This is a genomic window from Halomonas sp. AOP13-D3-9 (genome assembly GCF_052379125.1).
Lineage (GTDB): Bacteria > Pseudomonadota > Gammaproteobacteria > Pseudomonadales > Halomonadaceae > Vreelandella.
Genome location: NZ_JBQSYH010000001.1, coordinates 269,235 through 282,784 on the forward strand (window position 1 = coordinate 269,235; position 13,550 = coordinate 282,784).

Annotated in this window: 8 protein-coding genes; 4 read left to right on the forward strand and 4 right to left on the reverse strand. The window is 55.3% G+C overall.

Annotation, left to right across the window (positions count from 1 at the left end; translation table 11 throughout):
- Nucleotides 1–46 precede the first annotated feature (46 nt).
- From ACT3UM_RS01290 to ACT3UM_RS01305, 4 genes are all read left to right on the forward strand, one after another.
- The gene (locus ACT3UM_RS01290) at nucleotides 47–1,141 is read left to right on the forward strand and encodes an efflux RND transporter periplasmic adaptor subunit (protein ID WP_498895408.1); all 1,095 of its coding nucleotides are present in this window, start codon (nucleotides 47–49) and stop codon (nucleotides 1,139–1,141) included.
- Between the two features lies 1 nt (nucleotide 1,142).
- A complete protein-coding gene (locus ACT3UM_RS01295) occupies nucleotides 1,143–4,190 on the forward strand; it encodes an efflux RND transporter permease subunit (RefSeq protein ID WP_498895410.1) in 3,048 nt (1,015 codons plus the stop codon).
- A gap of 300 nt (nucleotides 4,191–4,490) precedes the next feature.
- A complete protein-coding gene (locus ACT3UM_RS01300) occupies nucleotides 4,491–6,182 on the forward strand; it encodes a methyl-accepting chemotaxis protein (RefSeq protein ID WP_498895412.1) in 1,692 nt (563 codons plus the stop codon).
- Nucleotides 6,183–6,508: 326 nt separating this feature from the next.
- A complete protein-coding gene (locus ACT3UM_RS01305) occupies nucleotides 6,509–8,191 on the forward strand; it encodes a methyl-accepting chemotaxis protein (RefSeq protein WP_498895414.1) in 1,683 nt (560 codons plus the stop codon).
- Between the two features lie 73 nt (nucleotides 8,192–8,264).
- Here ACT3UM_RS01305 and ACT3UM_RS01310 read toward each other — a convergent pair whose 3' ends face one another.
- The 4 genes from ACT3UM_RS01310 to hydA all read right to left on the reverse strand — a co-directional run bounded on the left by ACT3UM_RS01310 (nucleotide 8,265) and on the right by hydA (nucleotide 13,532).
- Nucleotides 8,265–9,146, reverse strand: coding sequence for an ABC transporter substrate-binding protein (locus ACT3UM_RS01310; protein WP_498895416.1), 882 nt, complete (start codon nucleotides 9,144–9,146; stop codon nucleotides 8,265–8,267).
- Between the two features lie 164 nt (nucleotides 9,147–9,310).
- On the reverse strand, nucleotides 9,311–10,654 hold the full coding sequence (gene preA / locus ACT3UM_RS01315) for an NAD-dependent dihydropyrimidine dehydrogenase subunit PreA (protein WP_498895418.1): 1,344 nt from the start codon (nucleotides 10,652–10,654) through the stop codon (nucleotides 9,311–9,313).
- Complete coding sequence (locus ACT3UM_RS01320; RefSeq protein ID WP_498895420.1) at nucleotides 10,651–12,030, reverse strand: NAD(P)-dependent oxidoreductase; 1,380 nt, start codon at nucleotides 12,028–12,030, stop codon at nucleotides 10,651–10,653. Before ACT3UM_RS01320 ends, preA begins: the two co-directional genes overlap by 4 nt.
- Before the next feature lie 62 nt (nucleotides 12,031–12,092).
- A complete protein-coding gene (hydA, locus tag ACT3UM_RS01325) occupies nucleotides 12,093–13,532 on the reverse strand; it encodes a dihydropyrimidinase (RefSeq protein WP_498895422.1) in 1,440 nt (479 codons plus the stop codon).
- Nucleotides 13,533–13,550: the final 18 nt, after the last annotated feature.

Below are 13,550 nucleotides of genomic sequence, written 5' to 3' on the forward strand. Positions count from 1 at the left end.
AAAGCAGCTTTGAAAATTCGCACTGTCCGCCATCAAGGAGCCAACCGTGCCCGTTACTCTTCTTCGTTCACTGCCCGTCATACTGGCCATGCTCGTGCTGACGGGCTGTGAGCAACCCCAGGCGCAGTCAACTGATCCAACGCGGCCCGTCAAGTTACTGACACTGCAGTCGGAAAATGCCGCTGTCTTGCGGCAGTTTCCGGCGCGAGTGGAAGCCTCTACGCGCAGCAATTTGTCATTTCGTATGGCCGGGGAGCTGCTGGAGCTCAATGTGAGCCCCGGCCAGCGAGTGAGCGAGGGCGAGGTGATCGCACGGATTGATGATCGTAATGTGCAAAGCGAACTGGACAGCGCCCGCTCGCGATTGCAGCTAGCTGAGGCAACGCTGGAGCGCATGCGCTATACCCTGCAGCGCGGGGCGGTCAGTCAATCCCAGTTTGATGAGTCGGAGAGTGAGTGGCGGGCTGCGCGAGCCACCTTTGAGCAGGCCCAGGAGCAGGTCGAGCATACAAAACTACGCGCCCCTTACGATGGGGTGATTGCCCAAGTGCCTGTGGATAATCGCCAGATAGTCCAAGTTCAAGAAACAGTCGCGGTGATCCAGCAGCCAGGACAGCTAGACGTGGTGTTTCATCTGCCCGAGCAGATCGTACAGCGCATACCGCGAAGCAATGGAACGCCCTTCGGTGATGCGCTGGCGTTCGAAGTGCGCTTTGGTAATAGCGACAAGCCCTATCTCGCCCAGCTTGCCTCTTACACCACCCAAGCCAGCGCACAGAGCTTGGCGTATGAAGTCACCCTTACGCTTCCCCAGCCCGACGATATCACCCTTTTAGACGGCATGAGTGCCAACGTGCGCTTGGATTTGAGCTCGCTGCAAACCGACAATAGCGCCCCGCTGTGGCGCCTGCCCGCGGAGGCGGTGAGCTATGCCGGTGATGATCCCGACCAGGCCCAGGTATGGCGGTTCGTCGCGCCGGAAAACGTTGAAGCAGTGCCGGTAGAGGTCGGTCGATTAACCTCAAACGGCCTTGAAGTCAGCGGCGAGTTGGCGGCGGGGGATCGCATCGTGGCCGCTGGCGCCCACCGTTTAACCGCGGATACCCAGGTGACACCGTGGGAAAAAGAGCAGGGGCTTTAATATGGTCGACTACTTTCTACGCCACCGAGCGGCCAGCTATTTAATGACGGTGGTGCTGCTGGCGGGCGGCGCGCTATCGTTTTTAGGCATGGGCCAACTGGAGTTCCCCGAATTTACCATTCGCAATGCGCTGATCACCACGCAGTATCCCGGAGCGACGCCTGAAGAAGTCGAACAGGAAGTCACCTCGACCCTGGAAGAGTCGATCCAGGAGATGTCATCGATTAAGCGTATTAGTTCGGTAAGCTCTGATGGCCTCTCGCAGATTAACGTCGAGCTTGAAAGCACGGTACAAAACGAAGAGTTGCAGCAACTGTGGGATTCGCTGCGCCGTAAAGTACAGGACGCTCAGGCCGCGCTTCCGCCGGGGGCAAGCCAATCTCGCGTTAACGACGACTTTGGCGATGTATTTGGTTTTATGGTTAACCTGACCGGCGATGGCTATAGCATGCCGGATCTGGCTGACCACGCGGACTTTCTCAAGCGCGAGCTCGCGCTGGTGAAGGGCGTTGCGAAAGTGTCATTAAGCGGTGAGCACGAAGAGCGCATCTATATCGAAGTTGATCGCGAGCGCCTGCGGGCGCTCAATATCCCGCTTTCTCGCCTGCAGCAGTTGCTTGAGACCCAAAATGCCGTGGCAGACTCAGGGCATCTTAAACAGGATGGCCGTCGTTTTCGCATCACGCCCTCGGGCAGCGCGGCGAATATTGAAGATCTGCGTGCGCTGATTGTCAGCGAGGGGGACGGCGAGCTGGTGCGGCTGAGCGATATTGCCGATGTGAGCCGTGAGCTGGCGGAGCAGCCCCAGCAGCTTTACCGCGATATGGGGCGACCGGCGATCTCCCTGGGCGTCTCCTTTGAGAGCGGCGTCAACGTTGTTGAGGTGGGCGAACGGCTAGAGCAGCGTCTGGATGAACTGCAAAACCGCACGCCACTGGGCATGGAGCTAAACGTCGTTTATAACCAGCCCCAGGTGGTCGATGACGCGGTCTCCGGTTTCCTGGTCAGCTTGATCCAGGCGGTGGCCATCGTGATCGTGGTGCTGATGCTGTTTATGGGCTGGCGCAGCGGGCTGTTAATGGGCTTTATCCTGCTGATCACCATTATCGGCACCTTTATGATGATGCGCTTTCACGGTTTGCAGCTGGAAAAAATCTCGCTGGGTGCGCTGATTATTGCTCTTGGCATGCTGGTGGATAACGCCATTGTGGTCACCGAAGGCATGTTGGTGGGGCTAAAGCGGGGCCAAAGTATCCGTGATTCGGCGCATCAAGTGGTTAGCCAAAACGCCTGGCCCTTGCTGGCGGCCACGCTAATCGCGATTGCCGCCTTTGCGCCCATCGGCTTATCGCCAGACACCACCGGTGAGTTTATCGGCTCACTCTTTTTCGTGCTGCTCTACTCGCTGCTGCTGAGCTGGATCACGGCGCTGACGTTAACGCCGTTCTACTTCAAGCTATTTTTCCGCAACGTTGCCCCCGGCGATGGCCAGGAAGATCCCTACAAAGGCGTGGTTTACCGCTTCGTAGGCCGCGTGATTGTCGCTGGTATTCGCTGGCGCTGGTTAACCTTGGCGCTGATGGTGGTGGTGTTGGCGGGTGCGGTGGTCGGCTTTGGTTCGGTTAAAAATGCCTTCTTCCCAGCCTCTAATACGCCGATCTTTTTTGTCGATTACCGCACGCCGGAAGGTACCGATATTCTCGAAACCCAGCGCCGCGTTAGCGAGTTGGAAGAGCGCGTGATGGAGATGCCGGGGGTTCGCCACCTGACCACCACCGTGGGTGGCGGGGCGCAGCGCTTTACCCTCACCTATTCGCCGGAAGACCGCTACGCAAGCTATGCGCAGTTGATAGTCGAAACTGATGATAAAGCGACCCAGCATGACCGCATGGCCGACGTTGAGAAAGTGCTTGAGCGCGACCATAGCGATATTGACTATAAAATCGCCCCGTTGGAAGTGGGCCCCGCACCGAAAGCCAAACTAGAGGCACGCTTCTACGGCAGCGATCCGGCGGTGCTACGCCAGTTGGGCGACCAGGTGGAGGCCATGTTCCGCGATACGCCGAATATGACCAGCGTGCGCACCAGTTGGCGTAACCGCGTGCAGGCGATTGAGCCTGTCTTTCTTGAGGATACCGCGCGCAGACTGGGTGTCTCCCGTGAAGATTTGGCCAGCACCCTTGCTCTCAGCACCAGCGGCAGCCAGGTGGGGGTTTACCGCGATGGCAGCGACCTGATTCCGATAGTGGCTCGGGCGATCCCCGAACAGCGCCATGACGTAGACAATTTAGGCTCGTTGAACGTATGGAGTGAAGAGCAAGGCCGCTACATTACGGCCGATCAAGTGATCCGCGATATCACCACCCAGGTAGCGGATCCTCTTATTATGCGCCGCAATCGTGAACGCATGCTGGCGGTGTACGGCGAGCCTGACCCGTTAAGCGGGGTGACCGCCGCCAGCGTATTGGCCGAGATTCGCCCAAGGGTGGAAGCGTTAGATCTACCTGCGGGCTATCGGCTGGAGTGGGGCGGTGAGTACGAGACCGCAGGCGAAGCGCAGAGTGGGCTATTTGCCTCGCTGCCCCTGGGTATCGTGATGATGTTTATTCTCACCGTGGTGCTGTTCAATAACTTCCGCCAGCCGTTGGCTATCTGGTCGCTGGTACCGCTGACGATTATTGGCGTCGTGGGCGCGCTGTTGATCACCGGGTTGCCCTTCTCGTTTATGGCGCTGCTGGGCACGCTGAGCTTGATCGGTATGGTGATCAAAAATGCCATCGTGTTGGTCGAAGAGATCAACGTGCAGTTGCCGTTGCACGAAGACCGCTACCACGCGGTAGTGCGAGCGGCGGTTAGTCGGGTTAGGCCGGTGTCGATGGCCGCATTAACCACCATGCTGGGGATGATCCCACTGATTAGCGACGCCTTCTTTGCCAGCATGGCGGTTGCGTTGATCGGCGGCCTCGGCGTCGCCACTCTTTTAACCCTGGTAGTGTTACCGGTGGTTTACTGTGTTCTCTACCGGATCCGTATACACCCCGATAAATAACCTTGAGAAGACTCCTTTCACCTTAGCCGTGGCCTTAATCAATCCATGGCTAAGGTGTTATCTTTACTGATGTTCAATACGCCCGACCTACCGTTTACTCCCGTTGTCAAATTGTTGTTATTTTCATGGAGGAAAATAATTTTCAAATTAGACTAAAGTCTACGACTTCTAGGCCGATAATAGTACCTCGTAAAAAATATTGGTCGATTTAAGTTAATCTAAAGCCGCTAGAAGTACTCTAGCTAGATGATGAAAATTGCCAAAAGCTAATGGATTTGGCCTGGAGGCACCTCCCGCACTATGAACCGTATACTTAATAACCTATCAGTCAAACTGGGTTTAACCCTTGTTTTGGCTATCTTCTCATTATTAATAATAATCATTTCTTTTCTGGGGTATCAGGCAGGCGAAGAGGGCAGTACTTCGTTGAAAGAGCTTGACCTATCGGGTGATCGCACTTTAGCGCTTAGCCGCAGTCAACGATCCATTGCCTACGCTCAGCTTTTCTACGTTAGTAGCTTCGATGCGTTTGAGAAGGGTGATGCCAGTTCAGCCCGTGACTACCTGGCTCGGGCCCAAGATGCTCAGCGAGTTGCGCAAGATTACTTTGCAGAGTTTGAAGCCACCGATCCTGAGTCGGCACTTTCTGACACCGTGATTGCCACCTATAAGAGCTTGATCCAACGGGGGATTATCCCCTTAGATGAGGCATTGAATACGGGTAACAGCCGTCAGTTTAATACCGCAAGGGAAGTGGTGAGTGACTTAAATCAGCAGCTAATCGAGGCTATTAGTGCTTACAATGATTATCGGGCTGAGCAAAACAAGTCGATGGTTGCCGATTATGAGAGCGGCATGCAGCTTCTCACTTATATTGATATCGCTGTACTTATAATTGCTGCGTTAATCGTTCTATTTGTGCGTATCGCCATGGTGGGCTCTATCGTAAAGCCCCTAAACGAGGCAGTGGTGCACTTTGCACGTATCGCTCAAAATGATCTTTCAGGGAAAGTCAGTGATCGTGGACGTAATGAGATTGGCAAGTTGTTTATCGCCATGCAGCATATGCAGAGCGGCTTAGTTAAAACGGTTTCTGAAGTGCGTGATAGCAGCGGATCAATTCATATCGGCGCGCGTGAAATTGCCAGTGGCAACGCGGATCTATCGTCACGTACCGAGCAGCAGGCGTCCTCACTGCAAGAAACTGCCGCCAGCATGGAGCAGCTAACCGCTACGGTTAAACAGAATGCCGATAATGCCCGCCAAGCCAGTCAGTTCGCTAATGACGCCTCTAGTACGGCCAGCAACGGCGGCGAAGTGGTTGATAAAGTTATTACCACCATGCACGGCATCTCAGAAAGCTCGCAAAAAGTCACCGATATTATTAGCGTTATCGACTCTATTGCCTTTCAAACCAATATCCTTGCACTCAATGCCTCGGTGGAAGCGGCGCGGGCAGGAGAACAAGGGCGTGGTTTTGCCGTGGTGGCCAGCGAAGTGCGTAACTTAGCGGGTCGCAGTGCCGATGCAGCCAAAGAGATTAAAGTCTTGATCGAGGCGTCATCCACTCAGGTAAAAGAGGGCTCAGTATTAGTGGAAAGCGCTGGAGAAACCATGCGTGATGTGGTCTCCTCGGTACGCCGCGTGACCGATATTATGGATGAAATTTCTGCGGCGTCGCAGGAACAGAGCTCGGGCATTGAGCAGGTCAATCAAGCGGTCGCTCAGATGGACGAGGTGACCCAGCAGAACGCGGCGCTGGTTCAAGAGGCCTCTTCGGCGGCGAGTTCACTTGAAGATCAGGCCGCGCGGCTTGAAAGCGTTGTGTCGGCCTTCCGTTTAGCTGAAGGGGAGAGTCATACGCAGCATGCTCCACTAACCTCGCCGCGTCTTTCCTCACAACACTCTTCACAACAACAGCCTGCGCTTATGCGGCCAGCACTGGGTAGCCAAAAAACGAATAGCGCTGACCAGGATTGGGAAGCTTTTTAAGCCCCAGGCTTTATTTAGCTTTTAATAGCTCAACGGCCGTTCTGAGCAAGAAAAACTGTCAGTCATAAAGCAAAACCTAACGCGTGGGAGAGAGATCTCTCGCGCGAATCTTTATAAGTGCTTAATTTATTTAGACAGTAGTTCGCTGGCAAACATGTCAATTGTTAAAAAGTATGAACTCTATGTTGCAGGTTGAGTAGGGGTTGTAATATCAGCCAACCCAAAAGGCTGCTGATTTTATCTGGTTAAATAGGATTAGGTCGGTCTCCTTTATTACCTTAACGCAAGCCGAGGCGTTGACGCACCGGTATCGAGGCTACCTACCTATGAATCGACTACTTAGTAATATTTCAGTGAAAATGAGTTTGACGCTCATACTCGCTATTTTCTCAATAATAATATTAATAATTGCTTTTCTCAGTCACCAATCGGGGAAACAGGGGGGAGAGTCCCTTGACGAACTAGATAATGTCGCCATGCATCAAATGCTGCCTCTCAACCGTACCCAACGATCAGTTTCCTATACGCAGCTATTTTATTTGAATAGTTTAGACGCAGAACATGAAGGTAATACTGGCGTAGCGAGTGATTACCTCACTCAAGCGGTAACTTTTCAAACGGCTGCCCAAGAATTCTTTGCAACTTTTGAATCATACGATCCTCAAGCGACTCAGCCAGAGTTGGCTGAAGCGGTGATCACTGCCTTTAATAACCTTATGCAGCAAGGTCTAATTCCTCAAGGCGAAGCATTACAGGCAGGCAATGAGTCTCGCTTTCGCACTGCACAAGAGCTAACCAGTGATTTGAATCAGCAGTTTATGGAGGCGAGCATAGCCTTTAATGAGTACTTGGTTGAGCGCGGCGACCAATTGATTACCAGTTATGAAAGTGAGATGCAGCTCTTTGGTTACATTGAGTTGGCAGCCCTTATTATTGCTGCATTAATGGTTCTATTTGTTCGCATCGCCATGGTCGGCTCAATTGTAAAACCGTTGAACGAGGCGGTAGCGCACTTTGAACGTATTGCTCAAAATGATCTTTCAGGGAAAGTCAGTGATCGTGGCCGTAATGAGATTGGTAAACTGTTTATCGCCATGCAGCATATGCAGAGCGGCTTAGCCAAAACGGTTTCTGAAGTACGTGATAGCAGCGGATCGATTCATATCGGCGCGCGTGAAATTGCCAGTGGCAACGCAGATCTGTCGTCGCGCACCGAGCAGCAGGCTGCCTCGCTGCAAGAAACCGCCGCGAGCATGGAGCAGTTAACCGCTACCGTTAAACAGAATGCCGATAATGCCCGTCAGGCTAGCCAGTTAGCTAATGATGCATCGAGCACGGCCAGTAACGGCGGTGAAGTGGTTGAGCGAGTGATTTCCACTATGCATGGCATTTCAGGAAGCTCGCAGAAAGTTGCTGATATTATCAGTGTTATTGACTCTATCGCCTTTCAAACCAATATTCTGGCACTCAATGCCTCGGTGGAAGCGGCGCGGGCGGGTGAGCAGGGGCGCGGCTTTGCGGTAGTGGCCAGCGAAGTGCGTAATCTGGCGAGCCGGAGTGCGGATGCCGCCAAAGAGATCAAAGCACTGATTGAGGCGTCATCAACCCAGGTGAAAGAGGGCTCGGCATTAGTCGAAAGCGCCGGTGCGACGATGCGAGAAGTGGTCTCTTCGGTACGCCGCGTGACCGATATTATGGATGAAATTTCTGCGGCGTCTCAGGAGCAGAGCTCGGGCATTGAGCAGGTCAATCAAGCGGTCGCCCAGATGGACGAAGTGACCCAGCAGAACGCGGCCCTGGTTCAGGAGGCCTCTTCGGCGGCGAGTTCACTTGAAGATCAGGCCGCGCGGCTTGAAAGCGTTGTCTCTGCCTTCCGTTTAGCGGAAGGGGACGCGGTTGCCCATCCAGCCCCTTTGGCACCGGCCAAGCCGCAACAAGCATTGCTTCGGCCAGCACCCCGGGTAGCGCAGTCGAAAAGCGCTGCGGATAACGAGTGGGAAGAGTTTTAGGTCAACAATTCTTTCTTGTCTGACTGCTCCCCCTCTTTAGCGGCTGTTGTGAGAGGGGGAGTTTCGCGAAGTCTTAGTTATCTGATGAGCTCAGCGCCGCTGATACTTCATCGATTTGCAAGGCTAAGCTTTGCAAACCGCCCCCGGAGAGATACCACAACGCGGGTGTTAGCATGACAACCCGCGCTTTCTCGGCACCCGCTTCTAAAAGCATTTGCGCTAAGGCATCCGCGTCGGCAGGTTCATCGCCAATCGCAGCGCTGCGGTCGATCACCAGCACGATCTCTGGATTAATTTCGGCAACGGCGTCAGCAGAAAGCGGCGTAAAGGTGCGGGTGCCGCGGGTTTCTGATGTCACGCTATCAGGCATCTCAAGTGCAGCTACGCCAAGCACAGCGTGAACCAACGCGTGCTGGTTTAACATCAGGTTGCCGCCATTATGAGTCACTACCAGAGTGCTGGGAGCGTTGCTCAGAGCTTCTCGCTGGGTTTCAATCCTGTTGTGTAGGATTTCAAGGGCTTCTTCTGCTGCAGCTTCTGCGCCAGTCTGACTGGCGAGTTCGCGCACATTAGCGTCAAAAGCGGCAAGGTAATCGTCGCCTTGCAGGCTAGTGTTTAGTAGAGGGGCGATATCGCCGAGTTCGTCTTCCCAGTCGCCCTGGCGGCCGGTGTAGAGAATCAAGCTAGGCTCGCTTTCGCTTAGGGCCTCCATATCCGGCGAGCGAAGGCCGCCGATATCGCTGTATGTTTCTTCTAAGTACTGTTCCAGATAGTCCGGCAAGCTGGATTTGGGCACACCCACCACCTGCTCGCTTAAACCTAATGCATCTAATGTATCCAGGCTGCCTAAATCAAAGGTGGCGATACGCTGGTCGGCGCTCGCGGCGGCGCTGGCCAGAAGTAGCGTTGCAGTGAGGGTTGTGAGAGCTGTTGTGGTGATAGCAGCGTGCTTCATTGGGCTTCCTTTTATGAGAATATATTCTATATGCGATGGCTTCTCATATTGCCAAGGAAGTTGCCTTTTGTCGCTATTGGATCATGGAACAACATGTTGCGCAGGACGCGACCGCCCTCATTGATTGAGGGCGGAGCACTGTGAGTGATTGTTTAAAATGACGCTTAAGAGGCGACACGGAAAGGATTACGCGGGTCGTTATCCCAGGCCAGGAAGGGTTGGCCGGTTTCCTGGGGCACCATGGTGATGCAGTTCTCCACCGGGCAGGTGATTTGGCAAAGATTGCAGCCCACGCACTCCTCTTCGATCACTTCATAGCGGCGCGCGCCATTCTGCTCGGTGAGTTTGGCAATCGACTGGTGGGAGGTGTCCTCGCAGGCGATATAGCAACGGCCGCATTCGATGCACAAATCCTGGTCGATCTTGGCGATGGTCTTGAAGTTGATATCCAGGTGTTTCCAGTCGGTGGTTTGCGGTATCGCCTTGCGGGAAAACGCCTCAATGGAGTCGTAGCCCTTTTCCGCCATCCAGCGGGAGAGGCCATCCTTCATCTCCTCCACAATGCGAAAACCGTTGAGCATCGCCGCGGTGCATACCTGAACGCTGCCTGAACCGAGGGCGATAAACTCTGCCGCATCCCGCCAGGTAGAAATACCCCCAATACCGGAAATCGGCAGTGTTGGCGTCGCCGGGTCGCGGGCAATTTCCGCCACCATATTCATCGCTATGGGTTTCACGGCGCTGCCGCAGTAGCCGCCGTGGGTGCTTTGGTGGCCCACGGTGGGTTTGGCGACCATATTGTCCAGGTCGATGCTGGTGATCGAGTTGATAGTGTTAATCAGCGACACCGCATCGGCGCCACCCCGCAGCGCTGCCTGGGCGCCGACACGAATATCGGTGATATTGGGAGTGAGTTTTACAATCACCGGCTTGGAGTAGTGCTTCTTACACCAGTAGGTGACTTTCTCGATCAGGTCAGGGTTTTGACCCACTGCCGCGCCCATGCCGCGCTCTGGCATGCCGTGGGGACAGCCCAGGTTGAGCTCGATGCCGTCCGCACCGGTGGCTTCCACCAGTGGCAGAATATACGCCCAGGCCTCCTCGTTGCAGGGCACCATGATGGAGACGATCAGCGCACGGTCGGGCCAATCCTTTTTTACCTGAGTGATTTCTTTCAGATTGATTTCCAGCGAACGGTCGGTAATCAGCTCAATATTGTTAAAGCCGATGACCTCGCGGTTTTTGCCGTAGTGGGCCGAGTAACGCGAAGAGACGTTCACCGCCGGTGGTTCTTCGCCAAGGGTTTTCCATACCACGCCGCCCCAGCCCGCCTCATAGGCGCGTACCACGTTATAGGCTTTGTCGGTGGGCGGGGCAGAGGCGAGCCAGAACGGGTTGGGGGCTTTGATACCGGCGAAATTTACCGACAGATCAACGCCGTTGACGACGCTGTCGCCGCTGCTTTTCTTACCTGGGAAAGAAAGGGGAGTGGAAGATGTCGTATTCATGCGGCCTCCTGCTTGGCGGCGAGCGCTTGATGAATGGCGTGGGCCGCTAACTTGCCGTGCTGCACGGCTTGTACGGTGAGATCCTGGCCGGGTTTTACGCAGTCGCCGCCAGCGTAAACATTGGGCAGTGACGTTTGGAACATCTCATCGACGTGAATACGTTCGCCGTCGCGAGCCAGCTCGGCGGCGGTAGTATCGCGGAGGCTTTCGCCCTCGAAGCCTTGGCCGATAGCGGTGAAAATGGCGTCGGCGGCGATCTCGAAGGTTTCCCCGGTGGGCGTTAATCGTCCTGCTTGATCGGCGGTCTTGGCAAAGCGCATACCTGCGACACGGCCCTGATTATCCAGCAGAATCTCGTCGGGCCGCGCCCAGGTGATCATACGCACGCCGTTGGCTTTGGCGATCTCCTGCTCGTGGTCGGTGGCCGACATCGCCTCAACGCCACGGCGGTAGACCAGCGTTACCTCGCTCGCCCCCAAGCGCGCCATTTGGGTGGCCATATCAATGGCGGTATTGCCCGCGCCGATCACAATACAGCGCTTGGCGACGGCTAGGCTGCCCAGTTCATCGGTTTGACGCAGGGTTTTGATGTAATCCACCGCAGGCATCAGGCCGGGTGCTTGTTCTCCGGTGAGTCCTATAGCGCGGCTGGTACCTAGCCCCAAACCGAGGAATACGCTGTCGTACTGCTTGTGCAGGTTAGCGAGTTCAAGGTTGTCGCCAAGGCGCTGGCCGTACTGGATGTCGATACCGCCAATCTCCAGTAGAAATTCCACCTCTTTATGGGCGAAATCATCGGTCATCTTGTAGCGGGCAATACCATACTCATTGAGCCCTCCAGGCTTTTGCTCAGCTTCAAAAATCGTTACCTGATGGCCCAGCATCGCCAGGCGGTGGGCACAGGAGAGCCCCGCTGGCCCGGCGCCTACCACGGCTATATGGCGACCAGTGCTGGCGGCGCGTTTAAAGGGGTGGCTATCGAACTGCATATTGTCGGTGGCGTGACGCTGCAGCAAACCAATGAGCACCGGCTGGCACTCAGCATCGTGATTACGCACGCAGCTACGTTCACAGAGAATCTCTGTTGGGCACACCCGGGCGCAGCTGCCGCCGAGGATATTGGCTTCCAGAATGGTTTCCGCCGCACCGTTGATATTGTTATCGCTGATTTGGCGAATAAAACTCGGAATATCGATGTCCGATGGGCAAGCCTCGACGCAGGGCGCGTCATAGCAGTAAAGGCAGCGCTGGCTTTCGATGATTGCCTGGCGCTGGGTTAATGGTGGATGAAGATCGCTAAAGTTGTTTGCCAGCGCGTGCGGGTCGTAAGTGCCGACCTCTTTTGCGCTGGGTAGATGGTTCAGTTGGCTAGTCACGGTAGAGCCTCCACTGTTCTTATAGAAACAACAGTTATTAAGCGCCGGCTAATGTTTAACGGCTATCGTTTAACGGCGACCGGGGCGTTCAGCTCGGCACGCTTGGCGAGCAGCTCGAACACACCAGGGTAGGCGGGGCGTTCCAAGTAGCGCCCTGCGCCGCGTTCGGCGCGTAGGTCGCCGTCGCGCCACACCCACTTGCCTTGGCTAATCGTATGGCGGGCAATGCCGCGCACTGTTTTGCCCTCGAAGATATTGAAGTCAACGTTTTGATGGTGGGTTTTGGCAGAAATCGTGCGGGTGCCGTTGGGATCCCAGACCACGATATCGGCATCGGAACCGACCTGAATCGCACCCTTACGTGGATAGAGGTTAAAAATCTTAGCGGTATTGGTAGATGTAATGGCAACAAATTCCTGGGCCGAGAGCTTGCCGGTGTTAACGCCTTCATCCCATAGCACGGCGAGGCGGTCTTCCACGCCCGCGGTGCCGTTGGGGATCTTGGTAAAGTCATCTTTACCGGCGGCTTTTTGCTCCTCACAAAAGCAGCAGTGGTCGGTGGCGGTGGTCTGCAAGTTGCCGGACTGCAGGCCCTGCCACAGTGCTTCCTGATGGCCTTTGGGGCGAAAGGGGGGGCTCATTACGTGGGCTGCTGCCGTTGCCCAGTCAGGGTGTTGATAGACACTGTCGTCAATCACCAAATGCCCAGCCAAGCACTCGCCAAACACCGGGTGGCCCTGCTGGCGGGCGTAGGCGATCTCATCCACTGCGTCTTTGGTGGAAACATGCACCAGATACACCGGCGCGCCTAGGGTCGTCGCAATGCGAATGGCACGGCTGGCCGCTTCGCCTTCCACCTGGGGCGGACGCGAGAGCGGGTGTGCTTCCGGTCCGGTAATGCCTTGGGCGAGCAGTTTCTGCTGCATGTGGTAGACCAGTTCGCCGTTTTCCGCGTGTACCGTGGGCACCGCGCCCAGCTCCAGGCAGCGCGAAAAGCTCTCCACCAGAATGTCATCGGTGGCCATGATGGCGCCTTTGTAGGCCATAAAGTGCTTAAAGCTGTTAACACCGTGGTCGCGTACCAGGGTGCCCATCTCCTCTTTAACGCTTTCGTCCCACCAGGTAATGGCCACGTGGAAGGCGAAGTCAGTGGCGGCTTTTTCCGCCCAGCCCTGCCAGGTTTCAAATGCTTCCAGCAACGACTGGCCGGGGCTGGGGATCACGAAGTCGATAATCGTGGTAGTACCACCCGCCATGGCGGCGGCAGTGCCGGTGTAGAAATCTTCGCTGGCTACTGCGCCCATAAAGGGCATCTGCATATGAGTATGCGGGTCGATGCCGCCGGGCATTACCAGCTGGTCGCTGGCATCGACGATCTCGCAATCAGTGGGGACATCTAAGTCGGTGCCAATAGCGTGAATTTTACCGTCGATACACAGCACGTCGGCGCGATAGGTATCTGCGTGGGTGACCACCGTGCCGCCCTTGATCAATAGGCTCATGGTTCGCTCCTGTTAGCT

Coding starts and splice junctions, on each gene's coding strand:
- ACT3UM_RS01295 (WP_498895410.1), top strand. CDS start 1,143: ATGGTCGACTACTTTCTACGCCACCGAGCGGCCAGCTATTTAATGACG.
- ACT3UM_RS01300 (WP_498895412.1), top strand. CDS start 4,491: ATGAACCGTATACTTAATAACCTATCAGTCAAACTGGGTTTAACCCTT.
- ACT3UM_RS01305 (WP_498895414.1), top strand. CDS start 6,509: ATGAATCGACTACTTAGTAATATTTCAGTGAAAATGAGTTTGACGCTC.
- ACT3UM_RS01310 (WP_498895416.1), bottom strand. CDS start 9,146: ATGAAGCACGCTGCTATCACCACAACAGCTCTCACAACCCTCACTGCA.
- preA (WP_498895418.1), bottom strand. CDS start 10,654: ATGAATACGACATCTTCCACTCCCCTTTCTTTCCCAGGTAAGAAAAGC.
- hydA (WP_498895422.1), bottom strand. CDS start 13,532: ATGAGCCTATTGATCAAGGGCGGCACGGTGGTCACCCACGCAGATACC.